Here is a 26,169-nt window from a genome sequence, read left to right on the forward strand (position 1 = left end):
ATCGAGTTGGCAGGACACACCCCGAAAGGGGCCCCAAAAGGGGTGTGTCCTGCGCATTGACGGGTACTACAACGGAATAGGCGAGTCGCTTGAACGATCACAAGAACGATCACAAGAACGATGACGAAGCCCGACGGCGGGAACTCGGCGACAATGCGGGCCCGGTCGAGGAAGAGATCGAGGAATCGTTCGACCGCACAGTGGATGAAGGCGCACAGCGCCTGAACCGCACCTTCCCCGACGTACTCATCACCGGGCTCTTCGGAGGCTTCGAAATAGGGATCGGCGTGATCGCCTATCTGGCGGTGCTTCATGAAACCGACAACCACCTGCTCGCGGGATTGGCCTTCAGCGCGGGACTCATTGCGCTACTGCTGGCCAAGAGCGAACTCTTCACTGAGGGATTCCTGGTTCCCATCGCAGCGGTGACCGCCAAGCAGGCGAGCCTTGCGCAGCTCGGCCGGCTCTGGGGCGGCACCCTGGTGGCGAACCTTGCAGGCGGCTGGATCTTCATGCTGATTGCCATGAACGCCTTCCCGCAGTGGGCCGGGACGGTCACCACGTCCGCCGAGCACTACGTCGACGCCGGGTTCAGCTGGGAATCCATCTGCCTTGCGTTGCTCGGCGGAAGCACAATCACGCTGATGACGCGCATGCAGCACGGCACGGAGGAGATGAGCGGAAAGCTGATGGCCGCCGTCGTTGGCGGGTTTGTGCTCTCCGGCCTGCAGTTATTCCACTCCATCCTGGATTCGCTGCTCATCTTCGGCGCGATCCTCGCGGGCGCCGACATCAGCTACCTGGACTGGCTGGGCTGGTTCGGCTACACCGTTGTGTTCAACGTCATCGGCGGAATCCTGCTGGTTACCGCCCTCCGCCTGGTCCGGGACCGCAAACTCGTGGAGCGCGAACGGGAAAAGACGAGTTGAGCTGGCAGGACACGCCCTGAAAGAGTGCTCATAAGGGGCGTGTCCTGTTAACTCATTGCTCAGTTGCGGCGGGCCAGCCAGCCCAGGGTCAGCGTGCCCATGGTCCGGCGGAAGCCGCTGTCACCCTCCGCCAACTCCAGCGCTGCCCACACCATCAGGCATGCCTTGCTCGCATCCGCCAGCGCCTCCCGGTTCTTCTCGTCGAGCGCCATCATCGATGCGACGCCCAGCAGCGCCCATCCCACAATGGGTGCATTGGGCCGCTTGGCTATTGTCTGCTGTCCGAAGTCATTCCTGATGAATCCCATTACGCGCCTTTCTTCGATGCCGACTTTGCGGGTTTCTTGGCCCCCGCGGAGCCCTTCTTCTCACGATTCTTTTCCACACTCCGACGGAGCGCTTCCATGAGGTCGAGGACGTTTCCTCCCTCTTCTTCTCCGGTTTCCCCGAAGGTCTCATCTGTATCGAGGGCCTCGCCCTTCTCGAGTTTCGCCTCGATGAGTGTGCGCAGCTGCTCCTGGTAGTCGTCCTTGAAGTTCTCGGGATCAAAATCCGAGGAGAAAGACTCGACAAGGGCCGCTGACATCTCCTTCTCCTTGGCCGAAATGCGCACCTTCTCATCGAGCGAGGGGAACGTAGCCTCACGCACCTCGTCCTGCCACAGGAGCGTTTGGATCATCAGGACGTCCCCGCGCACCCGCAGTGCCGCCAGCCGCGACTTCTGCCGCAGCGAGAATTGTACGATCGCCGTCCGGTCCGTTTCCTCCAGCGTGCGCCGGAGCAGCACATACGCCTTTGTGGACTTTGAATCCGGCTCCAGGTAATAGGCGCGGTCGAGCATGATCGGATCGATCTGGTCGCTGGGAACAAACTCGACCACCTCGATCTCGCGGCTCTTTTCCACCGGGAGCGAGGCGAGGTCTTCGCTCGTGAGCACAACGGTGCGCTCGCCGTCGTCGTACGCCTTGTCAATGTTTTTGTACTCGACGATCTCGCCGCAGATTTCACAGCGCCGCTGGTAACGAATGCGGCCGCCGTCCTTGTCATGAACCTGGTGAAGGCTGATGTCGTGGTCCTCGGTGGCGCTGTAAACCTTGACCGGCACGTTGACCAGCCCAAACGCTACTGCACCCTTCCAGATGGCTCTCATGTTCCTAGTGAACCAGTGTTGCCCGTGCCGGTCTACGATTGCTTAGGTGAACTCCGAACCGATGGTTACCAAAACGCTCGCCGATGGAGAACCTGCCCTGTGGTTCGAGATGCGCTTCAACGCGCCGGCCCGGGTGTTGTGGAAGCATTTGGTAGATCCTGAGAAGCTCAAGTACTGGTTCCCCTGCCAGCTGGATGTCCTGCCGCGTCCCGGTGCGGTGGTCACCTTCACGTTCCCCGGCCAGAGGCCGATGGAGGGCACAGTCCTGGAGGCTGAAAAGCCGCGGTTGCTCGCCTACACCTGGGACGAGGAAGTTCTTCGCTGGGAAATTGAGGACGACGACGACGGCGGCAGCCTCCTCACGCTCACCAACACCCTCGCAGAGGGTCAGGACATCGCCCGCTCGGCTGCCGGTTGGCACCTGACGCTCATGGGCCTGGACGACTACCTGAATGAACGCTCCCTGGGTCAGGACCCGGCGCTGTGGGATCAGTACGTGGCGCGGTATGAGGACCAGCTGGGCGGCTGAGCCACTGGCGTAATCGGCGCTTCCCTACAAGACTGGGCAAATGGCTCCAGGCAGCGCGCAGCAGACGGTTACCGTCGATGGGCGCCGCCTGAAACTCACCAGCCTGGACCGCGTGATGTATCCGGAAACCGGAACCACGAAGGCGGACGTGCTGGCTTATTACGCGGCCGTCGCCGACTGCCTCATACCGCATGCCCGCAATCGTCCCGTCACCCGCAAACGGTGGGTCAACGGCGTCGGTACCGAGGAGAAGCCGGGCGAGGTCTTCTTCCAGAAGAACCTCGACAAGTCGGCGCCGTCGTGGATTGAGCGCCACGGGATCGAGCACAGCGACCACACCAACGTCTATCCGATGCTCAACAACCTTGCCACCCTGACTTGGCTGGGACAGATCTCCGCCCTTGAGATCCACGTTCCGCAGTGGCAGTTCGGGCCTGAGGGTGAAGTGAACAACCCGGACCGGATGGTTCTGGACCTGGATCCGGGGCCGGGTGCTTCCCTTCCCGAATGCGCCGAGGTGGCGCGGCTCGCCCGGGAGATCCTGAACGACATGGGCCTCGATCCGCGTCCGGTGACCAGCGGCTCGAAGGGAATCCACCTGTATGCGGCGCTGAATCGGGAACAGACCTCGGACCAGGTCTCCGCGGTCGCGAAGGAACTGGCTCGTATCCTCGAGGCTGACCACCCGGATCTGGTGGTCAGCGATATGAAGAAGTCGCTGCGCGGCGGGAAGGTGCTCCTGGACTGGAGCCAGAACAACCGCAACAAGACCACCATCACGCCGTACTCGCTCCGCGGGAAGGCCCACCCCATGGTCGCCGCGCCGCGCACCTGGGAGGAACTCGACGATCCGGACCTGGCGCACCTCGACTTCGAGCAGGTGATCGAGCGCATTCGTGAGCACGGCGATCTGCTCGCGGACATGGATCGCGGGCAGGCCGGCTTGGAGCCCATGTCCTCAAACCTCCAGCACAACGACGACGGCGGCCCGGACCGGCTGCACACGTACCGTTCGATGCGGGACGCTTCGAAGACACCGGAACCCGTCCCGGATGCGGTAGGGGAGCCGGGCGGCAACAGTTTTGTGATCCAGGAACATCACGCGCGGCGGCTGCACTACGATTTCCGGCTGGAACGCGACGGCGTCCTGGTTTCCTGGGCGATTCCGAAGGGACCGCCGACGTCCACGGGCGAGAATCACCTCGCCGTCCAGACCGAAGACCATCCGCTGGATTACGGCTCCTTCGAGGGCACTATCCCCAAGGGCGAGTACGGGGCCGGTGAGGTCTATATCTGGGATTCGGGCACGTACGAGGCTGAGAAGTGGCGGCCCGGCAAAGAGGTCATCTGCACGCTGCAGGGCCGGGAGGACGGCGGACTGGCCAAGGGCGGCAATGCGGTCCGGCGGTTCGCACTCATTCACACGGGCGGCTCGACTGACTCAGCCGAGAAGAACTGGCTCATCCATCTGATGAAGGAGCAGCCCGGGCAGCCATCGCCTCCCGCCTTTACGGTCCGGCCCACCGAGGAGTTGCCCACGCTCAAACCAATGCTCGCCACCAGTGGTTCGCCAGGACTGCTGCGCTCCGAGGAGGACTGGGCATTCGAGATGAAGTGGGACGGTATCCGCGCTGTCGCTACGGTGACGCCGGAGGGAACCCGCCTGCTGAGCCGCAACGGCAACGACCTGACCAAGGCGTACCCGGAACTGGCCGATCTCGAAAGCTACGTCAACGCGGAGCAAGCGGTGCTCGACGGTGAGATTGTCGCCATCAACAAAGCCGGCCGCCCGGACTTCGGCTTGCTGCAGGGGCGCATGAACCTGACCAAGAAGTCCGACATCGATGCGGCGCGGAGGCGGACGCCTGTTCATTTCCTGCTGTTTGACCTGCTGCATCTCGACGGCAACTCGCTGCTGGACCTCGGCTACACCCAGCGCCGGGAAGTACTTGAGCAGGCGGTGGACGCGCCGGGCGACGGTCACATCCAGGTGCCGCCCGCCCTCGACGCGACTCTCGATGAGGCGATCGACGCGAGCAAGCAGCTTGGCCTCGAAGGGATCATGGCGAAACGGGTCAACAGCACCTATGCGCCCGGCCGGCGCTCGGAATCGTGGGTGAAAATCAAGCACTCGTTGACCCAGGAAGTGGTTGTGGTCGGTTGGCGGCCGGGCAAGGGCAGCCGCGCCCACAAGGTCGGTTCACTGCTCGTGGCGATTCCCGACGGCGTTGACCTGAAGTACATCGGCCGGGTGGGTTCGGGCCTGACCGAACGTGAGCTGGCGGAGATCGGGTCGCGGCTCAAGAAAATGGGACGCAAGACTGCACCGCTCGATGACGTTCCGGCCCCTGACGCATCAGACGCACGCTGGGTCCGGCCGGCACTGGTCGGAGAGGTGCAGTTCAGTGAACGCACGTCCACCGGCAAGCTGCGCCATCCGGTCTGGCGGGGGTGGCGGCCGGACAAAAAGCCGTCCGACGTCGTCGTCGAAATCTGATTCGCTGAATCAAGGAGGAACAATGCAGATTGATGAGCTGGACGCCTGGTGGCGGGCCGCCAATTACCTGTCCGTCGGTCAGATCTACCTGCGGGACAACCCGCTCCTGCGCCGGCCGCTGCGCCGTGAGGACGTGAAGGAGCGCCTGCTTGGCCATTGGGGAACCACGCCCGGCCTCAACTTCATCTACGCGCACCTGAACCGCGTGATCAGCGACCACGGGCAGGAGATGCTCTTCATCACCGGGCCGGGGCACGGCGGCCCTGCGAACGTTGCCAACGCCTGGCTCGAGGGTACCTACACGGAAACCTACAGCCACGTCGGCCGGGATGAGGCGGGCCTGAAGGAGCTCTTCAAACAGTTCAGCTATCCCGGCGGCATCCCATCCCACGCCGCTCCCGAAACGCCGGGATCCATCAATGAGGGCGGCGAATTGGGTTATTCGCTGGCGCACGCTTACGGCGCGGTCTTCGACAACCCGGACCTGATTGCCGCCTGCGTCATTGGCGACGGCGAGGCAGAGACCGGACCGTTGGCGGCCAGCTGGCACTCAAACAGTTTCCTTGACGCGAAGCACGACGGCGCGGTGCTGCCGATCCTGCACCTGAACGGCTACAAGATCGCGAACCCGACGGTGTTGTCCCGGATGCCGGAGGCCCAGCTGGAGCAGTTGATGCGCGGCTATGGCTACAAGCCGCACTTCGTCACCGTTACCGATCCCCACGCGACCGAGCAGGCGCACCAGGATTTTGCCGCGGCGCTCGATACCTGCCTGGCGGGGATCAGGGAAGTGCAGGCTTCGGCACGTCAGGAGCCGCGCGCCGGAGCAGACTACGCGCCGTGGCCCATGATTGTGCTGCGCTCGCCGAAGGGCTGGACAGGACCGGCCACTGTGGACGGCAAGCAGGTCGAGGGCACCTGGCGGGCGCATCAAGTTCCGTTGTCAGGAGTTCACGACGACGACGCGCACCTTCACCAGCTCGAGGAATGGATGCGCTCCTACCGCCCCGAGGAGCTTTTCGCGGAGGACGGGACGCTGAGGAATGAGGTAGCCGCTCAGGCACCTCCGGGGGACCTGCGCATGAGCGCCACGCCGTACGCCAACGGCGGCAGGCTACTGCAGGACCTCAAGCTGCCTGCCTACGGGGACCACGCCGTCGTCGTCGATAAACCGGGCCTGGAAAAGGTGAGCCCCATGCTCACCGCCGGCGGCTATCTGCGGGACATCATCCAGTTGAATCCCGAAAACTTCCGGCTTTTCGGGCCGGATGAAACGGCCTCGAACCGTCTGCAGGACGTCTACGAGGTCACCGACAAGGCATGGCAGCAACGGATTGACGACGTCGACGAGCACCTGGCGCGGTCCGGCCGCGTTCTTGAGGTCCTCAGCGAGCACCTGTGCCAGGGCTGGCTCGAGGGCTACCTCCTGACCGGGCGGCACGGGGTGTTCAACTGCTACGAAGCGTTTGTGCACATTGTCGACTCGATGTTCAACCAGCATGCAAAATGGTTGAAGGTGCATCAGGACCTGCCGTGGCGGCAGCCGATCGCGTCGCTGAACTACATGTTGTCCAGCCACGTCTGGCAGCAGGACCACAACGGGTTCTCGCACCAGGATCCCGGGTTCATTGATCATGTGGTCAACAAGAAAGCGGACGTCATCCGTGTCTACCTTCCGCCGGACGCCAACACCATGCTGGCCGTCACCGAGCACTGCCTCCAGACGCGGGACAGGGTAAACGTGATCGTTACGGGCAAGCAGCCCACCATGACCTGGCTTGGCCCGGAGGAGGCGCGCCTGCACGTCGAGCGGGGTATCGGGGTCTGGGACTTCGCCGGAAGCGAGGATCCGCGCGGCGGGGAGGATCCCGACGTCGTACTGGGGTGTGCAGGAGATGTGCCGACGGTAGAGGTGGTGGCGGCCGCACGGCTGCTGAAGGACGCGCTGCCGGCACTGAAAGTGCGGGTGGTGAACGTGGTGGACCTGATGCGCCTTCAGGACGAGTCCGGGCATCCACATGGGTTACCCGCTCGGGATTTCGACACTCTCTTCACGCTGGACCGTCCCGTCATCTTCGCCTACCACGGCTACCCGTGGCTGATCCACCGGCTCACGTATCGGCGCACCAATCACGACAACATCCATGTGCGCGGTTACAAGGAGGAGGGGACCACCACCACGCCCTTCGACATGGCGATGCTGAACCAGATTGACCGGTACCAGCTTGCGATGGACGTGATCGACCGGGTGCCGTCGCTTCGCTCCACGCAGGCGGGGCTGCGGCAGCACCTGCAGGACGAGCGGCAGCGGGCCTGGCAGTACACGCGTGATTTCGGCAAGGACATTGATGCGGTGACCGGCTGGATGCTGGAGGAGGCTTCACCCGACGACGCCACGTAAGACGCGGCGCACGGGAGATCAGCGGCGCACGAGCGGCGCCGGACTTACTCGGCTGCGGGTGCCTCTTCCTCTGCCGGCACACGCACCGACGCCTCAGGAACCCAGGTGATGTCGCCGTGCTCCAGGTTGGCGTTCCGCGCCAGCACAAAAAGCAACGCGGACAGCCGGTTGAGATACCGGCCGTTGACCGGATTCACCACACCGGGATATTCCTCGACGGCGGCCCAGACGGCCCGCTCCGCACGGCGGACAATGCCACGCGCCTGGTACAGCAGCGCCCCGGACAGCGTTCCGCCCGGAAGAACCATGCCGCTGAGGTCACCGGCCTCCTCGGCGAAGTGGTCAATGGCGCGCTCCAGCCGTTCAACATGGCCAGGAACCATGCGGGCCTGAGGCTGCTTCCCGGCGTTCAGGGGAGCCGCGAGGTCAGTGGCCACGTCGAAGAGGTCGTTCTGCACACTCACCAGGGTGGCGGAAACGTCCGTAGGGAGACCCCCGGCGGCAATCGCCACGCTCACCGCTGCATTTGCCTCATCACACTCCGCGTGGGCAACAACGCGGCTGTCATTCTTGGAGCAGTTGCCGTGCCCGCCGAAGTCCGTGAAACCGGTGTCTCCCTCGCCCGTGTAGAAGTGACCGTCCGTGGGATAATTCTTCGCTTCCTCAACCATTCGGTAAGTATACTTAGCGTCGGTTTCTGCATTCCACGACTGAGGAGATCGCATGGCTACGGATTCGTCCGAGGATTCCCTGGAGGAAAGAATCGGCGGGACCAACAGCGCCGCCCCGGCCAGAGGCTGGGCCACCGTTGACAAGACCGTCTTCGCGATCTCCTTCAGCATCATCGTGGTGGTCTGCGTGCTGGGCGTCCTGTTCACCACGGCGGTCAGCGACTCCACCGGCGCCGCGCTGGGCTGGATCACCGGAAACTTCGGCTGGTTGTTCATCCTCGGCGCCACCGGGTTTGTTGTGTTTTCCCTTGTTCTGGCCTTCGGAAAGTACGGAAGCATTCCGTTGTCCCAGGAAGGCGAGGGGACGGAGTACTCGACCATCTCCTGGGTGGCAATGATGTTCAGTGCCGGCATGGGAATCGGGCTCATGTTCTTCGGGGTCTATGAACCGGTGACCCACCTCGCTTCTCCGCCGCCCTTCGTGGACGCGGCAGCGGGAACGCCGGAGGCCGCCAACCAGGCCATGGCCTACACGTTCTTCCACTGGGGCCTCCATCCCTGGGCGATCTATTCCGTCGTGGGACTGGCGCTGGCGTACTCCACGTACCGCATGGGCCGCGGCAACCTCATGAGTTCCCCGTTTCAGTCGATCTTCGGCAAGGAGCGCATCGAGAAGAAGGGCTGGGGCAAGCCCATCGACATCCTCGCGATCATCTGCACCAAGTTCGGTTCAGCGACCTCCCTCGGCCTCGGAGCCCTGCAGATCGCTGCCGGTCTTTCCCTTTTGACCACGGGAGAGTTCTCTGATGACCCCGGGGCGAGCCTCCCGATCCTGATCATCTGCGTCCTCACGGTCTGCGTCGTCATCTCCGCTGCCAGCGGTATCTCCAAAGGAATCAAGTGGCTGAGCAACACCAACATGGTGCTCGCCGCAGTGCTTCTGCTCTTTGTCTTTGTGGTGGGCCCGACCGTCTTCATCCTTGACCTGATACCGGCATCCATCGGGGCCTATCTTTCAAATCTCGTGCCGATGAGCTTCCATTCGGCGGTCTTCGGCGGCACTGAATGGCTCTCCAGCTGGACCATCTTCTACTGGGCCTGGTGGATCTCCTGGACCCCTTTCGTGGGCACCTTCATCGCGAAAATCTCCCGCGGGCGGACAGTGCGCGAGTTTGTCCTTGGCGTCCTGCTCGTTCCCACCGCCGTCAGTGTGGTGTGGTTCTCTGTCTTCGGTGGCGCCGGCCTGAACCTGCAGCTCGGCGGAGTGGACATCGCGGGCAGCGGAAACGAGGCGGCAGGCTTCTTCACCGCACTGCAGGAGTATCCGTTCTTCATCGGAGCTGCGCTGGTTGTCATGGTGCTCACGGCGGTCTTCTTCATCAGCGGAGCCGACGCCGGTGCGCTGGTTCTCGGAACCCTCTCCAGCTACGGGCGAGCCGAGCCGTGGAAGCCGCTGGTCATCCTGTGGGCGGTGCTCACCGGTGCGGTGGCCGCGGTGCTGCTGTTCGTCGGCGGCCTTCAGGCCCTGCAAACGTTCACTATTCTCGCGGCAACGCCCTTCGTTCTCATCATCATCGGGCTCTGCGTCTCGCTCTACGTGGACCTGCGCCGCGACCCGCTTCGTCAGCGGACATCGGGTCCCGTACGCGGCGCCGCGACTGTCCCGTCCACGGTTCCCTTCCGTGAACCGGCCTCTACTTCCAGAAACGACGACGACGACGCGTAGCACTTTGTGCTGTGGATAATCCGAATTGCTGATGGCAGGGGCGGTTCTTTGGTGTAGCGTCCGATGTGGCGTGCTCACATCGCGCGTTCGGATACGTCTTATATATGGGGGAAGTCGTGGATATTGGTCTGTTGATCACGCTCGGGGTGATTGCCGGCGTCGTACTTGTTCTGGCGTTGATCGCCGCGGTTATCGCTCGGATGGCTTTGCGAATCGCAAGCCCGGCGGAAGCGCTCATCATCACCGGCAAGGGCAGCCAGGAAAGTCAGCGGGTGGTGTTCGGCCGGACCTTCATCAACCCGTTCAGCCAGCGGGCTTTCTCGATTTCGCTGGCGTCGCGCCAGGTCACCCTGCAGATCGAGGGCATTTCGAAGAACGGCATCGCCCTGCATCTGACCGGCGTGGCACAGATCAAGGTCGGTGGGGATGAAGAAGCCGTACGTCGCGCAGCCCAGCGCTTCCTGAACCAGCAGGACCAGATTGACCACTACACGCAGGAGACCCTCTCCGGTTCGCTGCGTTCGATCGTCGGCACGTTGAGCGTCGACTCCATCATCAAGGACAGGGCTTCCTTCGCAAAGAGCGTCAAGGAAGAAGCCGAGCACTCCATGCACAACCAGGGCCTGGTGATCGACACCTTCCAGATCCAGTCCGTGGCAGACAGCTCCGACTACCTGCGGAACCTGGGCCGCCCTGAGGCCGCTCTCGCGGAGAAGCTCGCGAAGATCGCCGAAGCCAATGCGGCTCAGGAAGCCGCGCAGGCCAAAGCTGTTGCCGACGAACAGGTTGCGCTCGCCGAGCAGCGCCTCGCCATCCGGCGTGCGGAGCTCAAGGAAGTTGCGGACGCGCGCCAGGCGCAGGCAGATGCCGCCGGCCCCCTTGCCGCAGCAGAGCAGAAGGAGGCGATCCTGCTCAAGGAGCAGCAGGTGACCTCCCGCCAGGCAGAGCTGCGCGAACGCGAGCTGGATATCGAGATCCGCAAGCCTGCGGACGCAGACAAGTACCGCGTGGAGCAGGAAGCGGCCGCCAAACTCGAGCAGCGCAAGCGCCAGTCGGAGGCCGACCAGGTCGAGGCGGAAGTCCTGCTGTCCAAGCGCCGGCTGACGGCCGAGGGCGACAGGGTTGCCGCGGAGGCAGAGGCCGCCGCAAATACGGCGCGGGGTAACGCTGCGGCCGCAGTCACCCGTGCCAACGGTTCGGCGGAGGCAGAGATCATCAAGGTCCGCGGCGAGGCGGAAGCGGACGTCGTCCGTCAGAAGGGCATTGCAGAAGCGCAGGGTATCGAGGCTCAGGCCCGCGCCTACGAGCAGTTCAACGAAGCTGCTGTCCTGAACAAGGTCATGGAGATGCTGCCGCTCGTGGCACGCGAGATTGCTGCGCCCATGTCATCGATCGACAACATGACAGTGATCTCCACCGACGGTGCGAGCCAGCTCAGCAAGAACGTCAGCGGCGGCCTGCAGCAGACTTTCCAGCTGTTGAAGGACACCACGGGACTTGACGCCGTCGAGATGCTCCGCAACTGGGGCAGCAACGGCACCAAGGCGCCGGCCGCCGGATCATCCGACATTCATCCCTAGGGTTTCTCGCGGTATTCTCGGTGCAGACGGTTTTCGGTTAACGCTCCTTCACTGAGTTGGTTCAGGTGCTGTGGGGAAATCGTCAGAACCATAGGAGGGTCAATGAGGATCATCGTTCTGATGAAAGAGGTGCCGGACACCTACGGCGAACGCAAGCTCAATCTCGAGACGGGACTTGCGGAGCGGGGCGCGAGCGAGGCTGTGCTCGATGAGATCGGCGAGCGTGCCCTTGAGCTGGCGCTGACGCAGGCGGCTTCATTGGAGGATGCCGAGATCACCGTTGTCTCCATGGCCCCTGAAACAGCGACGGCAACGCTCCGCAAGGCTCTCGCCATGGGTGCGGGCAAGCTTGTCCACATCGCGGATGAGAGTCTTGCCGGCGCGGATCTCGGGCTCACAGCTGATGTGCTGGCGGCTGCAATCCGCCGTACCGGTTTCGATCTCGTCATTGCCGGAAACCTCTCCACCGACGGTTACGGCGGGGTGCTCCCCGCCATGATCGCCGAATTGCTCGGAGTGCCGTACGCAAGCGCCCTCACCACCGTTGACATCTCCGGCGATCGGGTGAGCGGAACACGGGAAACCGACGGCGGGGTCATGACGGTCGCAGCCCCGCTGCCCGCGGTCATCTCCATCACCGAACGTTTCCCTGCGGGCCGGTTCCCCAACTTCAAGGGCATCATGGCGGCCAAGAAGAAGCCCGTTGAGACCCTGACGGCCGCCGATCTGGAGATTGACCCGGAAGGGCTGGAGACTCCCCGGTCCATCATGCTTGCCGTATCAGAGCGGCCCGCGCGTTCGGCCGGAACAAAGATCGTGGACGAGGGCGACGCCGGCGAGAAGCTTGCGGAGTTCCTGATTCAGAACCGACTGGCCTAAGGAATGACCATGACCACATTCCCGGAAGACTCCATCCTCGTCCTTGTCGAAACCACGCCTTCGGGAGGGCTGGCCAAGAGCGCAGCCGGACTGCTCGGCGCGGCCTCCCTGGTGGGTACGCCGGTCGCGCTGTTGGTACGCGCGCCTGGTGCAGCGGCCAACGCGACCCAGGACGCGGCCTCCCTCGGAGCAAAGCATGTGCTGACTGCTGAACCAGAGGGGGCGGATTCACTGTTGGCTGTTCCAGCCGTCGATGCACTTGCCGCCGCTGCGGACCTGGTGCGGCCGGACGCCGTGCTGATCTCCAACTCCGTCAGCGGCCGGGATGTGGCCGGACGGTTTGCGGCCAGAACGCGCTCTGCGCTTGCCATCGATGCCGTGGGAGTTTCGCGCGATGATGAGGGGATCGTCGCCCACCACTCCGTCTACGGCGGTGCCTACAACGTGGACTGCGCACCCACCTTCGGTGCGCCGGTGATCACCGTGCGCGAGGGATCAATCGATGTCCGCGCTGAGGCCGCCAGCCCAGAAGTTGCACCGCTCGACGTTCCACCCTCCGGCGCTCCCGCAGCGTCCATCGAGTCGTTCGAGGAGCAGGCGGTGGTTTCGACCCGCCCCGAGCTGCGTGGCGCCGCCAAGGTTGTAGCGGGCGGCCGTGGCCTGACCTCGCAGGAGCAGTTTGCCCTCGTTGACCAGTTGGCGGACGTGCTCGGCGCTGCTGTCGGCGCATCGCGTGCGGCGGTGGACGCCGGGTGGGTTCCAAACAGCTACCAGGTTGGCCAGACCGGAATCTCCGTCTCGCCTCAGCTGTATGTGGCGTTGGGCGTCTCGGGTGCCATCCAGCACCGGGCAGGCATGCAGACCGCCAAGACGATTGTCGCGATCAACAAGGACCCTGACGCGCCGATCTTCGAGATCGCCGATTTCGGCGTCGTCGGTGACCTCTTCGACGTGGTGCCGCAGCTGATCGCGTCGCTTTCGGCGCGGAAGGAGTAGGGCATGGCGACGTACAGTCGCACGATGCGGCGGGGACTGCCGCGACAGAGCGGTGGGGAAGCGTGGCCGCCGGCGGGCGCCGCGCCCGCTGACCTGCACGACGTCGGCGCCCCGGACACTCCTGCGGAGCCGTCTGACGCTGCCGTCCCGACCGCCATCGGCACCGCTGCTGACGCAACGACGACGGTCTCGCCGGTTGAAGCGACCGCGACCCCTCCTGCCGAGGTGGCCGCTCCAGCAGTGCAGGCGGAACCAGCAGTGCAGGCGGAACCAGCGGCACAGGCGGAACCAGCGGCGCAGCCCGCTGCCCGCGGGATCCGGCGGGGGCTTCCCCGGGTTGTTGGGGGAGAGCCATGGCCGCCGGCCGGTGACACACCGGCAGCAACTCAATCCGTTTCTGGAGCCCCCAACACGGAAGAGGCCCTATCCGCCCCCGCCTCGGTAGGGAAGCCCGTAGAAGAGGCAGCAAAGCCCACAACGGCGGCCCCCACCGACCAGCCGCTATCGCAAGCCGCAGTTTCCGATCCTGCCCCCGCAAACGCGGCAGGTCCTGCCCCAGCGGCGCCGGTAGCGGCCGGGAACACGCGCCTGCTGCGTCGGGGACTGCCCCGCGTGACGGGTGGCGAAGCCTGGCCGCCAGAGACCGCCGTCGTCGTTGCGTCGGATGCCGCCCCGGAGAGCCCGGTCGCCGCGGAGAACCCAGTCGTCGCAGCGAGCCAACCAGCCAGCAGCGAAGCTCCCCGCAAGCATGCGGAAGTTTCCGCACCGGAGGAGGCTCCAGCTCAGCAGGAGACCGAGGCTCCAGCGCGGGCAGCAATGGAACCGGGGCCCGCCGAGGAGGCGAAAGCCAGGAAGCCACGCAGCCGCACAACCAAGCTGCTTCTCGGCGCGCTGGGACTCCTGGTGGTCGCGCTGGCCGCCGTGTTCTTCACGCGCTGGCTTGTCACGCTCGGCTTCATGCAGGACTTCCTGCAGGCGTACCCGGGTGAGACGCCCCTGCCTGCCGGCACCGAGCAGGGCTTCCCCGCGTGGGTGCAGTGGCAGCACTTCTTCAACTTCTTCCTGATCGTCCTCATCATCCGCTCCGGCCTGCAGGTCCGCAGTCAGACGCGGCCGCCGGGGTATTGGACGCCGAGATGGTCGAAGGGCGGCGACGGAAAGATCAGCATCAACCTGTGGTTCCATCAGGCGCTCGATATCCTGTGGCTCCTGAATGGTGTGGTCTTTGTGGTGCTGCTTTTTGTCACCGGCCACTGGGCGCGGCTGGTGCCCACCACCTGGGAGGTCTTCCCGAACGCACTGTCGGCTTTCATCCAGTACGTTTCGCTGGACTGGCCCACGGAGAACGGCTGGGTGAACTACAACAGCCTTCAGATGCTCGCGTACTTCGTCACCATTTTCATCGCCGCACCGTTGGCAGCCATCAGCGGGGCACGCATGTCGGGAATCTGGCCCAAGGATGCCAAAGCGCTGAACAGGGCCTACCCGTTGGAGTGGGCACGTGCCGTCCACTTCCCGGTGATGCTCTACTTCGTGGTCTTCATCATCGGCCACGTGGCGCTCGTATTCGCGACCGGCGCACTGCGCAACCTCAACCACATGTATGGCGGTCAGGATGCGGTGAACTGGGCCGGCTTCTGGATTTTCTTAGTGTCGCTGCTGCTGGTCATCGGCGCCTGGATTGCAGCGCGGCCCATTGTGCTGGCACCCGTCGCGGGACTGTTCGGAAAAGTCAGCTCCCGCTGAGCCGGCGTTAGGAGCGCGAGCGGAACGTGCGGATCTGGCGGAACCGCCGGACGAGGCTGTCGCGGCGGGATGCCCCGGTCTCGGACGAGGGATCCGCCGTCAGCTCGATATGCCGCTCGCCGTAGTTCCAGAGCAGAACGTCGTCGAGCAGGCGGTCGGGACCCGGCGAATAGCGGTGATCGAGCGCCCGCCGAACCGACGTGATGGTGTCCGCCTGCAGCAGGGAGGCGAGGGCCGTCGTCGTGGTCAGCCCGTGGGCGGCCAGCAGCTCGGCCGCCCAGCGCCAGTCATCATCAGACTTGCGGTCCACGTGCGGCAGCAGGGTCTGCCACACCTCGCGGATGCGGTCCGGTGTGAGTTCGACACCGCCCTCACCCTCGGGCTCCCAGAAACCGGTGACCTTCTGGTAACGCGAATGCAGGTCCGCAAACGTTGATTCGACGCTCTCAAGCATGGCTGCCGTGGCGGTGAACTGCCGGTCGAAGTAGGGGCTCCACGCCTTCGGATTGAAGGATTTGAACCGGATGTCATGCTCGATCTCCGACCAGGCGTGCGCCAGAACGGTGCGGATCTGGGTCTCGAACAGATAGCTGCCTGAATCGGAACCGAGCAGCTGCTGGTAGGCGCGGACGGCGTCGTTCTGGATGGTCCGCAGGATCAGGTGCCGGCTGGAATAGCCGTAAGTGCCGGATTCAATGGAACCAATGTCCTTTTCGCGGTCACCACGGCAGTCAAACTCGTTGCGCTGGCGCTTGATCAGGTTGGCTGCGGTATCAACCTCATGGGGAAGCGTGGTGATGACGCGGACGCCCACGAGGTCCGTCAGGTTCCGCAGCGGGTCGGGGAAGACCAGGCTGGGCGGTCCATCACTGTCAGCGAGCATCCTTGAGGCCTTGTCCCGGAAGGACTCGATGGTTTTGGTACGTGCCGTGACGAAGAGCGGCCGGAGTTCCGTGCCGACGAAAATGTTCTCGATCCTCTCGCGAGAATCGGCTGTGACAGCCTCAAGCGCCGGCCGGACGCGCTCATACTCGCGGACACTTTCCTCGACGGCCGGCCGCAGCCTCTCATCCAACTCATCCCATGCACTCACCAACCCATCTAAACACCCTGCACTGACAGCGGCTACGCTGGTGAAAGTGACCGGCCTCCCACGACGCGCAGTCCTCAGTGGGGCTGCAGCTGCTGCTGCGCTGGGCGCGGCAGCACTCGCCGGCTGCAAACCGAAGCCCTCCGCGGAACCTGCGGACAGGACAACGAGCAAGGAAGCCATGGCACCCCAGCGCTACACCTATGGCAACGATGCGCAGCAGTTCGCCGAGCTTTACCTCCCGCAGGGACAACCGAGGCCCGGTGTCGTCGTCATTATTCACGGTGGATTCTGGCGCAGCCGGTACACCCTCGAGCTTGGGGTACCGCTCGCCGAGGACCTCGCCTCACGCGGTTATGCATGCTGGAACCTCGAGTACCGGCGCGTCGGCAACGGCGGCGGCTGGCCGCAGACCTTCGAGGACGTCGCTGCGGGAATCGACCTGATCGCCTCCGCGGCGCAAGAGCACAGCCTGGACACCAGCACGACGACGGCGCTCGGTCACTCCGCGGGCGGTCACCTTGCGGTGTGGGCAGCCGGGCGGTTCTTGCTGCCGGAGGATGCGCCGGGAGGCGGGGCGCCAGCGGTGCCGATCACCGGCGTCGTGAGTCAGTCCGGTGTGCTGAACCTGCAGCGTGCCCACGAGGAGCGGCTGGGCAACGGAGCTGTGCAGGACTTCCTGGGTGAACGCGACGGGAAGAAGTACCGCCTCGCTGATCCCATGACGGCGATTCCGCTTTCGGTGCCGGTGCTGGCCCTCCACGGGGAGAATGACACAACCGTCCCGCTCACCCAGTCGGAGTCGTATGTCGCTGCGGCTCTGGCCGCAGGTGGGACGGCTGAACTGGTGCAGATTCCCGGAGACCACTTCGCGATGATCACCCCCGGCACGGACGCCTGGCTGCAGGTGATCGCAGCCGTTGAGCGTCTCGGATAGCTGCGGTAGGGAACCGTTAATGGGGAATTCAGGGAAGTGTGGGATCCTGCACCAATGAGCGCGCGATCCCGGTTCCACCGGGCTGCCCACCGCACCGGCCTGGAAATTCTCGGCTGGACCCTGGTGGTGCTCGGATTAGCTGCGTTGGTGTTGCCGGGTCCGGGTCTCCTGATGCTGGTCGGCGGGCTTGCTGTCCTGTCCCAGCAGTATGAGTGGGCTGAGCGCAAGCTGCACCCCATCAAGAAGCAGGCCTACAAAGCCGCGCGGATCGGTGTGAAGACCTGGCCGCGGATAGCGGTCAGTGCGGTGAGCGCTTTCGGCTTCATGGCGCTGGGAATCCTTTGGATGCTCCAGCCTCCCGCTCCCGGATGGTGGCCGTTCAACGATGACTGGTGGCTCTTCGGCGGCTGGGGTGCCGGGCTGAGCCTCGTGCTCTCCGCCATCATTGCGCTTACGCTGCTTGTCTACAGCATCCGTCGCTTTCGAAGGCGTCCGCGCCGACAACCGGCTGCATCGTAAATGCTAGGTTGGGACGGTGCTCACAGTAATCGGCGAAGCCCTCATCGACGAAGTTCTCAGCGACACCGCACCTCCGCGTGCGCACGTTGGTGGCAGCCCGCTCAACGTGGCTGTGGGGCTGGCGCGCCTGGGGCATTCGGCGCAGTTTTTGGGCCGATTCGGGGATGACGAGTTCGGCCGCCGCATCCACCAGCACCTTGCCGACAATTCAGTGCTTGTGCCGCTGCCCGCGGACTCCTACCCGACCAGCGTGGCATCAGCGAGACTCGATCCCGCAGGGGGAGCGACCTACACCTTCAACCTCTCCTGGGAATTACCTGACCTCGCCGCCCAGGAAGACCTGTTTAACGGAACCACCCTGGTCCACACCGGCTCCATCGCATCGATGCTGGCTCCCGGAGCGCACGATGTATTGGCAGCGATCCAGCATGCGCGGCCTCTCGCAACCGTCAGTTACGACCCGAACTGCCGGCCGACCATCATCACGGACGCCGACTACGCGCGGGCGCAGGCTGAGAAGTTTGTCGCGCTCGCAGACGTGGTCAAGGCGTCGGACGAGGATCTCGAGTGGTTGTATCCGGAACAGGACCACCGGGAATCGGCGCGCCGGTGGCTGGAACTGGGCCCCGCCGTCGTCGTAGTCACGCGTGGTTCCAAGGGGCCGTGGGCGGTTGTGGACCGCGGGGAGTGTGAGGTTCCGGCGCCGGCAACTTCCGTGGTGGACACTGTCGGCGCAGGTGACTCCTTCATGGCGGCGTTGCTCAGCGCCCTGGTGGACCGGGAACTGGACGGCGGGCAGCGGCGGAATGAGTTGCGCGCCCTGTCCGTTGAGCAGATGCAGGGCGTCCTCGCCTTCGCCGCCGCCGCTGCGGCAGTAACCGTGTCACGTGCCGGCGCCAATCCGCCCACCAGAGCTGAACTTAGAGCACAAGGAGTGTACGCATGACCCGCGATCCTTACGCAGACCTTCCAGAAGTTCCATCGTTCGAGCTGACCAGCAGTGATATCGCCGACTACCAGCCCCTCGATGCGCTGCAGGCGTCGGGTCGAATGGGTGCAGGCGGGCATGATGTGTCACCGCAGCTGAGCTGGAGCGGATTCCCTGAGGAAACTCAAAGCTTCGCCGTCACGGTTTATGATCCAGACGCTCCCACCGCCAGCGGATTCTGGCACTGGGCCGTGTTCAACATTCCTGTGGGCACCACGTCGCTGCCTGCCGGCGCCGGTACCGAAGACGGCGCCGGCCTGCCTGAGGGTGCCGTGCAGTTGAAGAACGACGGCGGCTTCCCTGGTTTTGTGGGGGCGGCACCTCCGGCGGGACACGGTGTGCACCACTATCACGTGGTGGTGCACGCGGTGGATGTGGAGCAGCTGGACATCCCGGCAGAGGCCTCGAATGCCTACCTCGGCTTCAATCTCTTCTCCCACACCCTTGGGCGCGCGCGTATCGTTGGCACCTACGAACAGTAGATTCGCACACGATTTACAGGGAGGCCCGGCATGCTGATTCTGTTTGGATTCAAGACCGCCGTGAAGGAACTGTTCCGCAGGCAGGCGGTGTGCCCCAACTGCGGCCAGCACGCTTCCCAGCGGGTTGATGAACGGGCTTCGAAGTTCACGCTGTTCTTCATCCCGCTCTTCACTACCCGCCGTCGGTACCTGCGGACCTGCGCCTACTGTGGCGTCACGGCCGAGCTGTCGAAGAGCGAGAAGAACGCGCTCGCCTAGGTTCACCGCGCATCGGTGAGGCTGGCTTCTTGGGTAGGCTGGATACTTACCCAGGCTAGGAGTTTGCGCATGCGTTTGGTTGCCAGCGACATGGACGGCACGATCGTCGGCCACGACGGCCGGATTTCGGAGCGGACCGTTCGCGCGTTTGAAGCATGCCTGGATGCCGGCATCGAGGTGGTTTTCGTGACCGGGCGCCCGCCGCGTTGGCTTCAGCCACTGCGGGATCTTGGTTTCAAGGGGACCGTCATCTGCTCCAATGGAGCGCTGACCTATGATCTTGGACGCGAGGAAGTCCTCGATTCACACCTCCTTGACGGTGAGAGCATTTTCGAAGCCCAGGACATCATCCGGAAGCTCTACCCGGCGGTGCGGTTCGCTGCCGAAACGGTGGACAGTTTCCTCATCGAACCGGGGTTTGCGGATCCGGGCTCCGTTGAGCTGCTCGGCGCCGCCGAGCCACGGCCTCTTCGGGAGTCACTTGACGGCTCGGGTGTCATCAAGTTCCTCGCCCGGGAACGGGACATCACGCCTGACGAATTCCTGCACGGCGTGGGCCCGGCAGTTGAACACCTTGTCGCCACCACACACTCGGCGCCCAGCGTCCCGCTTCTTGAGATGAGCGTTCCTGGGATCAACAAGTCAGTCACGCTTGCCAGGTACGCGGCGCAGCTCGGCGTCGATCAGGGGGATGTCATCGCTTTCGGTGATATGCCGAACGACATCCAGATGCTGGGCTGGGCCGGCCACGGTTACGCCATGGCCTCCGGTCACCCCGACGCGCTCTCTGCCGCGAATCTTCGCGCACCAGCCTTCGACGACGACGGCGTGGCCCAGGTCCTCGAGGAGCGGCTGGCCGCGCTGAAGTCGGCCTGAGCCGCCGTGGCCAAGCCGTACTTTGATTCCGACGGTCCACTTGCGCTCTCCCACCGTGGCTTCTCGCCGGAGGGCCTTGAGAACACGCTGATCGCGATGGAGGCGGCTCTGGAGCTCGGTTTCCGCTATCTGGAGATCGACGTGCGCACCACGAGCGACGGCGTCGTCATGGTTTTCCACGATGAGCGCCTTGAGCGTGTGACCGACGGTGTGGGCCTCCTCGCGGATCACTCCCTGGCGGAGTTGAGTTCCGTGCGGGTTCGCGGCGTTGAACCGATCCCCACGCTGGCCGAGGTGCTTGAGCGGTGGCCGGACGCGCGGCTGAACGTAGACATCAAGGATGACGCCTCGGTGCAGCCATTTGTGGATGTGGTCGAGCAGGCGGGCGCGCATGACCGCGTGCTGGTCGCATCATTCTCCGACCGGCGTCGTCTGAGGGTTCTTCGCCGACTGAGCCGGCCAACGGCGTCGTCCGCAGGAATGGCAGTAAACGCACTCCTCAAGGTGGTGTCGCCGCTGGGACTCGCCGGGCGGGCCGCGCGGCTGGCACGGGTCGATTGCCTGCAGGTCCCCCGGCACTACCGCGGCATCCCGGTGGTCACCGCCGGCTTTGTTCGACGCTGTGCGGCTGCGGGGATACCGGTCCACGTGTGGACCATCAATGAGCGGCCGGAAATGGAGGCCTTGCTGGACCTCGGGGTCAGCGGCCTGGTGTCGGACCGTGCGGATATGTTGGCCGCGGTGATGCGCGGGCGGGGACACTGGCCGCGCGTTAATTAGGGCACTAACAATTAGCTCGCTATGCTTCTTTGTGGGCAGTTGCTGTCCACGGCGAGAGAGGCTCAGGAATGGCGGACAGGAAGCCGTTGTCGCAACGGTTCATGAAGGCTACGGGCAAGTTGAGAATGTTCTTCGGGCCTGCTGACCAGGGTGGGCTGGAGGGCCCGGTCAAGTACGCGGACGGCGCAGCACACCAGCAACGCCAACAGGAGTTGCAGCAGTGGGACGTTGTCCGGAACGCTGACGGCTCCACGTACCTGGTGAAGCGCGAGGATGGGGACAAGTGACCGATTCGATGGTGCGGTTGTCTTCGCGGGAACCGTCCCAGGACAACGACCTGCTTCTTGAACGGCAGTTGTGCTTCGCCCTGTCGGTTGCCTCACGAAGCGTCATCGGTGCGTACCGGCCCGTGCTGGAGGAGCTCAACCTCACCCATCCGCAGTACCTCGTCATGCTCGCCCTGTGGGAGCACAGCCCGCGGACCGTCCGTGAAATCAGCGACGCGCTCGCCATGGAACCGGCAACGCTTTCACCAATGTTGAAGCGCCTGGAAGCCAACGGACTTGTGACGAGGGAACGGGTGGTCGGCAATGAGCGCGCCCTCGCTGTCGGGCTGACCGTCGAGGGGCGTTCGTTGCGCAAGCGGGCGCTGTCCGTGCCGGGCACAATGATGGAAAAGCTCGGCTTGTCCCGAGAGCAGGCCGAGGACCTGAACCGGATGATGGGCGAAGTGATCGCCGCGGCGCAGGGCGCCTGAGGGTTCTAAAGAACCGGGTCGGTGATCGTTCGCAGGTACTGCAGGGCGTGCGGACCGTAGGTGAGCATCGATTCATCGTCGGCGTGGATCAGCAGCCGCAGCCAGGAGGCATACCTGTTCAGCCGGCCCAGCTGCAGCGCGGGCTCCAGCGCCTTCCGCAGCTCAGGGAGCGGCGCGTAGCTGGTCCACCGCTCAAGGTAGGCGCTGAATACGCGCCGAATGCGGGCGTCGTCGTACCCGGTTTCCCAGTTCTCCTTCATCACGCCAAGGGGAACGTAGAGCGAGCTGAACGGATGCGCCCAGTACGAGTCGCCGAAGTCGAAGAACCGTAGCGGATCCGTGCTTGAGCCCGGGATGAAGGCGTTGTTCGGGTGGAGGTCGTTGTGCTCCAGTGACAGCGGTACGCCGAGGGTGTTCAGCTGTGCCGCGGCGCTCTCGATCGCAGGAACGCTGGCGTAGATGCTGTCCGCCTGCTCCGCGTTCAAATGCAGCGGGTGCTCCTCGGGCAGCCCTGCGTGGAGGAGGAGCTGGTTGCTGACGAAGTTGCCTGCGATTGCTGGATCCAGCGAAGCCAGTCCCGCATCGGTCAACCGTTGCCCGTGCTGGGCCGTCTGCTGCTGCAGCTCAGCGAAATCGGCGACCACGCGCGCCCACAGCGCGTAGTCCGTCGATGCGAGAGTGGCGAGCGTGGCTCCGTGGTCCGGGGAGATCAGCCAGCCCCTGGTCGGCTCGATGGCCAGCGGAGTGACAACGCGGTCCGGGGCGATCTCCGCCAGAGCCGCCACAATGGATGCCTCCTGGAACTGTCCGGGATTGTTCTCCTTGAACCAGAGCTTCCCGTGGTCCGTGGGGATGGTCAGCAGCACTGACCAGAACCGGATCCTCGGCTCGCTCACCGGGCCGGTCTGTTCAATGTTGAACGTAGCGAGGACCTGCGACACCCAGGACTCCACCTGGGACTTCCAGGCAGCGCTTTTCCACAGCTCGACCGGGTGGGGCGTGGGGGAGTTCACCGGATTATTGTGTCATCCTCGCCGGTTCGGCGTGCCTTACGGGCACGGTTTCCAGGTCTTGCCTCCCGGTGCGTAGCAGCGTGGTCCGTTGTAGCCGGGATACGGATTCTGCTCGGCCGGCGGCGCTGGTGCCGGTGCCGGCGGGACGTAGGGAGCCGGTGTCGGCGGGACGTACGGCGCGGGAGCCGGAGGTACATACGGAGCCGGAAGATTCCGGATCCTCTCAGCTTCAGCCGCAGCCGCTGCCTCGGCGGCCAGGCGCGCAGTCTCAGCTTGTGCGGCCGCTGCTGCTGCTTCTTCGGCAACAAGGCGACGTGCTTCGGCTTCGGCTGCCACCCGCTCCGCTTCACGCTTCGCCGCTTCACGCTTCACCGCTTCAGCGGCCTGTCTCGCTGCCTCGTCTTCCGCCGCCTTGAGCCGGGTGGTTTCCTGCTCCAGCGTGGCCAGCGTTGCCCGTCCCGAGTCGATGGATGTCATGAGCTCGGCACTCAGCGTGGCGGCGCCTGCGGTTCCCAGGGCAGCCCAGCGGATGGAGTCCTCGCCCGCTTCGAGCGCCGCATGGAGTGCCTCGGCCGTCGCCAGAGCACCCGCCACGGCGGCCGCACCGGCTGCCGCCGCGCCGGAGGTGGAGGCAACGGGCTGCTTCACAACGGCGGCCAGCGAATCGACAGCGGCAGTGACTTCTGCAGGAAGGGTGCATGCGGCGTCAACGCTGAATACCCCGAGTTCCGCTTGCTGGGCTTCCTCCTGGGCGATTTTGACGGCGTCATAGTACTTTTCATTTGGTTCGAAGATGACCGCTGAACCTAGGCCTTGGCGTGCGATCTCGGCGTTCACCAGAGTGCGGTCCTCCAGGAATACTGCGGCAAGGGTCCTGCCGTACTGATCAACACGTTCGACGTCGAAGTCCAGTCCCACTTCAGTGCCTGCGGGCAGCGTCTCCGCAAGGAAGGCCGTCGCCTCCGGACCGAAGCATTCCACCGCCTTGTCGGGGTGCCTGGTTTCGGGCGTATCGATGTTGAGCAGGCGGACTCTCGTGTCGACGTCGGCAATCTTCACAATCACTGTGTCGCCGTCAACAACGCGGACTACCTGACCGGTCGTGGCATCAGCAGATGGACTGCAGGCTGTGACGGACAGCGCGCCGATGGCGACGCCAAGGGCGCACCACTTTCTGATAACCGGTGTGAACACGGTTCCCCCATTTTGTCCAAGATTCAAGTACGAGTCCCTGAATTGTACGGCCATGGACCAGCCCTGGAATCCGCGAGATGAAGGGATCGCCGGCTCTGCGAACCCTCAGCCGGCCAGGGCAGCGTCCACTGCCGCCTGCGCGTGTATCGACGTCGTCGGGAAGAGGGCAATGTCCGCATCATCCTGCGAAATCAGCAGCTCTATCTCGGTGCAGCCGAGGATCACTCCCTCCGCACCGCGCGACGCAAGCCCGGCGATGATGCGCTGGTATTCCTTCCGGGAATCGACCGAGATGACCCCAAGGCACAGTTCCTCGTAGATGACCCGGTGGACAATCGCGCGGTCTTCGGGGTTGGGAGTAAGCATTTCCAGGCCATGCGCGGCCAGCCCGTCGCGATAAAAATCCTGCTCCATCGTGAAGGCCGTCCCCAGCAGGCCCACCGTCGTCGTGCCCCTTGCCGTTACCGCGCGTGCAGTCGCGTCGATGACGTTGATGAAAGGGATGCTGACGGCCCGCTCAATGGCAGGGGCCACTTTGTGCATGGTGTTGGTGCAGAGTACGAGAAGCTCGGCTCCGCCTCGTTCAAGCTCGACGGCGGCAGCGGCCAGCGCTGTGCCGGCTTCCTCCCATAGGCCCTTGACCTGGAGCTCCTCGATGGGTGCGAAGTCGACGGATCTGAGGAGGCAGTCCGCTGAGTGGAGGCCTCCCAGACGGTCCCGCACCATTTCGTTGATAAGGCGGTAGTACTCGGCGGTGCTTTCCCAGCTCATGCCACCGAGCAAGCCAATACGCAACATGGTCTCATCATGACAGTCCGCGCGCTTTGGCGTGAGGGCCTGCCTACCCCAGCTTGGAAGGGCGGCTGCCGTGGTCTTCCGCCTCAAGCTCCTCCGGCCCGGCAATGTGCTCGCTCCCGCGGATACGGGCAATCCCGCTCATGCCATGGAAGATGATGAGGGTAGCCGCCGTGCCCAGGGCAATGCCTGCGAAGGTCAGGTCGCCGATCGTCCACGTGAAGTCCGCGATGCCCACTACGAGCGCCACGCCCGCCGTCGAGAGGTTGATCGGGTTCGAAAAATCGACCCGGTTCTGCACCCAGATCCGCACGCCGAGGATGCCGATCATGCCATAGAGAACGACGCCGGCACCTCCCAGTACTCCCGCCGGAACCGTTGCGATGAGCGCACCGAACTTGGGGAAGAGGCTCAGCAGCACGGCGATGACTCCGGCTACCCAGTACGCGGCAGTGGAGTACACGCGTGAGGCGGCCATAACCCCGATGTTCTCGGCGTACGTCGTGGTGCCGGAGCCGCCACCTGAACCGGCCAGGACGGTGGCCAGCCCGTCCGCCATGAGGGCACGCCCCGTGATGGGGTCAAGGTCGCGGTCGGTCATCGCGGCCACGGACTTCACGTGGCCGATGTTCTCAGCCACCAGGACCAGGACCACCGGGACAAACAGTCCGATGACTGAAAGGTGGAATTCGGGAGCCATGAAAGGCGGCAGGCCGAACCACGCAGCGTCGTTGATGGCGGCAAAGTCCACCTCTCCGCGCAGTACCGCCACGAGGTAGCCGACGAGGACGCCGATGAGGATGGACAGCCGGCCGAGAATCCCCTTGAAAAGGACCGTCACGAGGAGGATCGAAATTACCGTGACCAGCGCGGTGAGCGGCGCCTGTTCAAAGCTCGCCTTGGCGGTCGGCGCAAGGTTCAGGCCGATCAGGGCAACGATTGCACCGGTCACTATCGGCGGCATCAGCAGCTGGATCCACCGCGCGCCGGCCCAGTGCACCACCAACCCGATGAGTGCCAGCACGGCGCCAGCCAAAACGACGCCGCCCAGTGCTCCGGCGGGGCCGTGCTGGCTCTGCGCCGCTGCGATCGGCGCGATGAAAGCGAAGCTCGAGCCAAGGTAGCTGGGTACGCGTCCGGCAGTGATGACCAGGAAGAGCAGTGTGCCGAGACCGGAGAAAAGCAGCGTGGTGGACGGCGGGAAGCCGGTCAGCAGCGGCACCAGGAAGGTGGCGCCGAACATCGCAACCACGTGCTGCGCACCGATGCCGACGGTCCGTGGCCAGCTCAGCCTCTCATCGGGGGCGACGAACCGACCCGGCTGGACGTTCCGCCCGTCGCCGTGCAGCGTCCAGTTCATTCCGAGTCTGCGCATG

General features: G+C 64.4%; 26 protein-coding genes. 18 read left to right on the plus strand and 8 right to left on the minus strand.

The window, feature by feature from the left end; genetic code table 11:
* The first annotated feature begins 89 nt into the window (after positions 1 to 89).
* Positions 90 to 929: a formate/nitrite transporter family protein gene (locus tag AC1MBU_RS02345; RefSeq protein ID WP_277358106.1), complete on the plus strand. Its 840-nt coding sequence runs from the start codon at positions 90 to 92 to the stop codon at positions 927 to 929.
* 59 nt (positions 930 to 988) lie between these two features.
* Here AC1MBU_RS02345 and AC1MBU_RS02350 read toward each other — a convergent pair whose 3' ends face one another.
* Both AC1MBU_RS02350 and ku read right to left on the minus strand, forming a co-directional pair.
* Positions 989 to 1,237, minus strand: a complete 249-nt coding sequence (locus AC1MBU_RS02350; RefSeq protein ID WP_056545690.1) for a hypothetical protein — start codon at positions 1,235 to 1,237, stop codon at positions 989 to 991.
* The gene (gene ku / locus AC1MBU_RS02355; RefSeq protein WP_277358107.1) at positions 1,237 to 2,079 is read right to left on the minus strand and encodes a non-homologous end joining protein Ku; all 843 of its coding nucleotides are present in this window, start codon (positions 2,077 to 2,079) and stop codon (positions 1,237 to 1,239) included. Before ku ends, AC1MBU_RS02350 begins: the two co-directional genes overlap by 1 nt.
* A gap of 46 nt (positions 2,080 to 2,125) precedes the next feature.
* Between ku and AC1MBU_RS02360 the strand changes: the two genes are divergently transcribed.
* Genes AC1MBU_RS02360 through AC1MBU_RS02370 form a run of 3 tightly spaced genes read left to right on the plus strand, consistent with a single transcriptional unit; the run spans position 2,126 to position 7,506 of the window.
* The gene (locus AC1MBU_RS02360; RefSeq protein ID WP_056545693.1) at positions 2,126 to 2,608 is read left to right on the plus strand and encodes an SRPBCC domain-containing protein; all 483 of its coding nucleotides are present in this window, start codon (positions 2,126 to 2,128) and stop codon (positions 2,606 to 2,608) included.
* Between the two features lie 40 nt (positions 2,609 to 2,648).
* A complete protein-coding gene (locus AC1MBU_RS02365; protein ID WP_479788325.1) occupies positions 2,649 to 5,105 on the plus strand; it encodes an ATP-dependent DNA ligase in 2,457 nt (818 codons plus the stop codon).
* A gap of 22 nt (positions 5,106 to 5,127) precedes the next feature.
* Positions 5,128 to 7,506 carry a phosphoketolase family protein gene (locus AC1MBU_RS02370; RefSeq protein WP_479788327.1) on the plus strand — a complete coding sequence of 793 codons (2,379 nt, stop codon included), beginning with the start codon at positions 5,128 to 5,130 and terminating at the stop codon, positions 7,504 to 7,506.
* Between the two features lie 44 nt (positions 7,507 to 7,550).
* Here the strand turns inward: AC1MBU_RS02370 and AC1MBU_RS02375 are convergent, their stop codons facing one another.
* Positions 7,551 to 8,177, minus strand: coding sequence for a cob(I)yrinic acid a,c-diamide adenosyltransferase (locus AC1MBU_RS02375; RefSeq protein WP_277358109.1), 627 nt, complete (start codon positions 8,175 to 8,177; stop codon positions 7,551 to 7,553).
* Positions 8,178 to 8,229: 52 nt separating this feature from the next.
* Between AC1MBU_RS02375 and AC1MBU_RS02380 the strand changes: the two genes are divergently transcribed.
* From AC1MBU_RS02380 to AC1MBU_RS02400, 5 genes are all read left to right on the plus strand, one after another.
* On the plus strand, positions 8,230 to 9,903 hold the full coding sequence (locus tag AC1MBU_RS02380; RefSeq protein WP_479788329.1) for a BCCT family transporter: 1,674 nt from the start codon (positions 8,230 to 8,232) through the stop codon (positions 9,901 to 9,903).
* A 116-nt stretch (positions 9,904 to 10,019) separates the two neighbouring features.
* The gene (locus tag AC1MBU_RS02385; RefSeq protein ID WP_056546691.1) at positions 10,020 to 11,483 is read left to right on the plus strand and encodes a flotillin family protein; all 1,464 of its coding nucleotides are present in this window, start codon (positions 10,020 to 10,022) and stop codon (positions 11,481 to 11,483) included.
* Positions 11,484 to 11,585: 102 nt separating this feature from the next.
* Positions 11,586 to 12,362 (plus strand): electron transfer flavoprotein subunit beta/FixA family protein, encoded by a 777-nt coding sequence (locus AC1MBU_RS02390; RefSeq protein ID WP_479788332.1) that lies wholly within the window; start codon positions 11,586 to 11,588, stop codon positions 12,360 to 12,362.
* Between the two features lie 9 nt (positions 12,363 to 12,371).
* Positions 12,372 to 13,358: an electron transfer flavoprotein subunit alpha/FixB family protein gene (locus tag AC1MBU_RS02395; protein ID WP_479788334.1), complete on the plus strand. Its 987-nt coding sequence runs from the start codon at positions 12,372 to 12,374 to the stop codon at positions 13,356 to 13,358.
* Between the two features lie 3 nt (positions 13,359 to 13,361).
* Positions 13,362 to 15,104 (plus strand): cytochrome b/b6 domain-containing protein, encoded by a 1,743-nt coding sequence (locus tag AC1MBU_RS02400; protein WP_479788337.1) that lies wholly within the window; start codon positions 13,362 to 13,364, stop codon positions 15,102 to 15,104.
* Between the two features lie 7 nt (positions 15,105 to 15,111).
* On the opposite strand, the gene AC1MBU_RS02405 is transcribed toward AC1MBU_RS02400, so the two are convergent.
* Entirely contained in the window at positions 15,112 to 16,200 is a 1,089-nt protein-coding gene (locus AC1MBU_RS02405) for a GTP pyrophosphokinase (RefSeq protein WP_277359715.1), read from the minus strand.
* Between the two features lie 175 nt (positions 16,201 to 16,375).
* Between AC1MBU_RS02405 and AC1MBU_RS02410 the strand changes: the two genes are divergently transcribed.
* From AC1MBU_RS02410 to AC1MBU_RS02450, 9 genes are all read left to right on the plus strand, one after another.
* On the plus strand, positions 16,376 to 17,131 hold the full coding sequence (locus AC1MBU_RS02410; protein ID WP_277359724.1) for an alpha/beta hydrolase family protein: 756 nt from the start codon (positions 16,376 to 16,378) through the stop codon (positions 17,129 to 17,131).
* 54 nt (positions 17,132 to 17,185) lie between these two features.
* A complete protein-coding gene (locus tag AC1MBU_RS02415; protein WP_056545709.1) occupies positions 17,186 to 17,650 on the plus strand; it encodes a PGPGW domain-containing protein in 465 nt (154 codons plus the stop codon).
* 16 nt (positions 17,651 to 17,666) lie between these two features.
* Positions 17,667 to 18,596 carry a carbohydrate kinase family protein gene (locus tag AC1MBU_RS02420; protein ID WP_277359716.1) on the plus strand — a complete coding sequence of 310 codons (930 nt, stop codon included), beginning with the start codon at positions 17,667 to 17,669 and terminating at the stop codon, positions 18,594 to 18,596.
* Positions 18,593 to 19,120: a YbhB/YbcL family Raf kinase inhibitor-like protein gene (locus AC1MBU_RS02425; protein ID WP_277359717.1), complete on the plus strand. Its 528-nt coding sequence runs from the start codon at positions 18,593 to 18,595 to the stop codon at positions 19,118 to 19,120. Before AC1MBU_RS02420 ends, AC1MBU_RS02425 begins: the two co-directional genes overlap by 4 nt.
* 30 nt (positions 19,121 to 19,150) lie before the next feature.
* On the plus strand, positions 19,151 to 19,378 hold the full coding sequence (locus AC1MBU_RS02430; protein WP_277359718.1) for a zinc-ribbon domain-containing protein: 228 nt from the start codon (positions 19,151 to 19,153) through the stop codon (positions 19,376 to 19,378).
* Positions 19,379 to 19,447: 69 nt separating this feature from the next.
* Complete coding sequence (locus AC1MBU_RS02435; RefSeq protein ID WP_277359719.1) at positions 19,448 to 20,254, plus strand: HAD family hydrolase; 807 nt, start codon at positions 19,448 to 19,450, stop codon at positions 20,252 to 20,254.
* A gap of 6 nt (positions 20,255 to 20,260) precedes the next feature.
* A complete protein-coding gene (locus AC1MBU_RS02440; RefSeq protein WP_277359720.1) occupies positions 20,261 to 21,034 on the plus strand; it encodes a glycerophosphodiester phosphodiesterase family protein in 774 nt (257 codons plus the stop codon).
* Between the two features lie 68 nt (positions 21,035 to 21,102).
* Entirely contained in the window at positions 21,103 to 21,321 is a 219-nt protein-coding gene (locus AC1MBU_RS02445) for a hypothetical protein (RefSeq protein WP_277359721.1), read from the plus strand.
* A gap of 8 nt (positions 21,322 to 21,329) precedes the next feature.
* Positions 21,330 to 21,791 (plus strand): MarR family winged helix-turn-helix transcriptional regulator, encoded by a 462-nt coding sequence (locus AC1MBU_RS02450; protein WP_277359725.1) that lies wholly within the window; start codon positions 21,330 to 21,332, stop codon positions 21,789 to 21,791.
* Positions 21,792 to 21,796: 5 nt separating this feature from the next.
* Here the strand turns inward: AC1MBU_RS02450 and AC1MBU_RS02455 are convergent, their stop codons facing one another.
* The 4 genes from AC1MBU_RS02455 to AC1MBU_RS02470 form a co-directional block, all read right to left on the minus strand.
* Entirely contained in the window at positions 21,797 to 22,804 is a 1,008-nt protein-coding gene (locus AC1MBU_RS02455; protein WP_479788345.1) for a phosphotransferase, read from the minus strand.
* A 36-nt stretch (positions 22,805 to 22,840) separates the two neighbouring features.
* A complete protein-coding gene (locus AC1MBU_RS02460) occupies positions 22,841 to 23,998 on the minus strand; it encodes a thermonuclease family protein (protein ID WP_479788347.1) in 1,158 nt (385 codons plus the stop codon).
* Between the two features lie 105 nt (positions 23,999 to 24,103).
* Complete coding sequence (locus AC1MBU_RS02465; protein ID WP_479788349.1) at positions 24,104 to 24,796, minus strand: aspartate/glutamate racemase family protein; 693 nt, start codon at positions 24,794 to 24,796, stop codon at positions 24,104 to 24,106.
* Between the two features lie 43 nt (positions 24,797 to 24,839).
* Positions 24,840 to 26,168, minus strand: a complete 1,329-nt coding sequence (locus AC1MBU_RS02470; RefSeq protein WP_479788351.1) for a uracil-xanthine permease family protein — start codon at positions 26,166 to 26,168, stop codon at positions 24,840 to 24,842.
* Position 26,169: the final 1 nt, after the last annotated feature.

The organism is Arthrobacter sp. PTI12, from assembly GCF_056679915.1.

What these genes read in the sequence shown, in the direction of transcription:
- AC1MBU_RS02415 (WP_056545709.1), top strand. Translation starts at nt 17,186, where the DNA reads ATGAGCGCGCGATCCCGGTTCCACCGGGCTGCCCACCGCACCGGCCTG.
- AC1MBU_RS02350 (WP_056545690.1), bottom strand. Translation starts at nt 1,237, where the DNA reads ATGGGATTCATCAGGAATGACTTCGGACAGCAGACAATAGCCAAGCGG.
- AC1MBU_RS02435 (WP_277359719.1), top strand. Translation starts at nt 19,448, where the DNA reads ATGCGTTTGGTTGCCAGCGACATGGACGGCACGATCGTCGGCCACGAC.
- AC1MBU_RS02430 (WP_277359718.1), top strand. Translation starts at nt 19,151, where the DNA reads ATGCTGATTCTGTTTGGATTCAAGACCGCCGTGAAGGAACTGTTCCGC.
- AC1MBU_RS02400 (WP_479788337.1), top strand. Translation starts at nt 13,362, where the DNA reads ATGGCGACGTACAGTCGCACGATGCGGCGGGGACTGCCGCGACAGAGC.
- AC1MBU_RS02425 (WP_277359717.1), top strand. Translation starts at nt 18,593, where the DNA reads ATGACCCGCGATCCTTACGCAGACCTTCCAGAAGTTCCATCGTTCGAG.
- AC1MBU_RS02370 (WP_479788327.1), top strand. Translation starts at nt 5,128, where the DNA reads ATGCAGATTGATGAGCTGGACGCCTGGTGGCGGGCCGCCAATTACCTG.
- AC1MBU_RS02390 (WP_479788332.1), top strand. Translation starts at nt 11,586, where the DNA reads ATGAGGATCATCGTTCTGATGAAAGAGGTGCCGGACACCTACGGCGAA.
- AC1MBU_RS02395 (WP_479788334.1), top strand. Translation starts at nt 12,372, where the DNA reads ATGACCACATTCCCGGAAGACTCCATCCTCGTCCTTGTCGAAACCACG.
- AC1MBU_RS02470 (WP_479788351.1), bottom strand. Translation starts at nt 26,168, where the DNA reads ATGCGCAGACTCGGAATGAACTGGACGCTGCACGGCGACGGGCGGAAC.
- AC1MBU_RS02375 (WP_277358109.1), bottom strand. Translation starts at nt 8,177, where the DNA reads ATGGTTGAGGAAGCGAAGAATTATCCCACGGACGGTCACTTCTACACG.
- AC1MBU_RS02465 (WP_479788349.1), bottom strand. Translation starts at nt 24,796, where the DNA reads ATGTTGCGTATTGGCTTGCTCGGTGGCATGAGCTGGGAAAGCACCGCC.
- AC1MBU_RS02365 (WP_479788325.1), top strand. Translation starts at nt 2,649, where the DNA reads ATGGCTCCAGGCAGCGCGCAGCAGACGGTTACCGTCGATGGGCGCCGC.
- ku (WP_277358107.1), bottom strand. Translation starts at nt 2,079, where the DNA reads ATGAGAGCCATCTGGAAGGGTGCAGTAGCGTTTGGGCTGGTCAACGTG.
- AC1MBU_RS02410 (WP_277359724.1), top strand. Translation starts at nt 16,376, where the DNA reads ATGGCACCCCAGCGCTACACCTATGGCAACGATGCGCAGCAGTTCGCC.
- AC1MBU_RS02445 (WP_277359721.1), top strand. Translation starts at nt 21,103, where the DNA reads ATGGCGGACAGGAAGCCGTTGTCGCAACGGTTCATGAAGGCTACGGGC.
- AC1MBU_RS02380 (WP_479788329.1), top strand. Translation starts at nt 8,230, where the DNA reads ATGGCTACGGATTCGTCCGAGGATTCCCTGGAGGAAAGAATCGGCGGG.
- AC1MBU_RS02450 (WP_277359725.1), top strand. Translation starts at nt 21,330, where the DNA reads ATGGTGCGGTTGTCTTCGCGGGAACCGTCCCAGGACAACGACCTGCTT.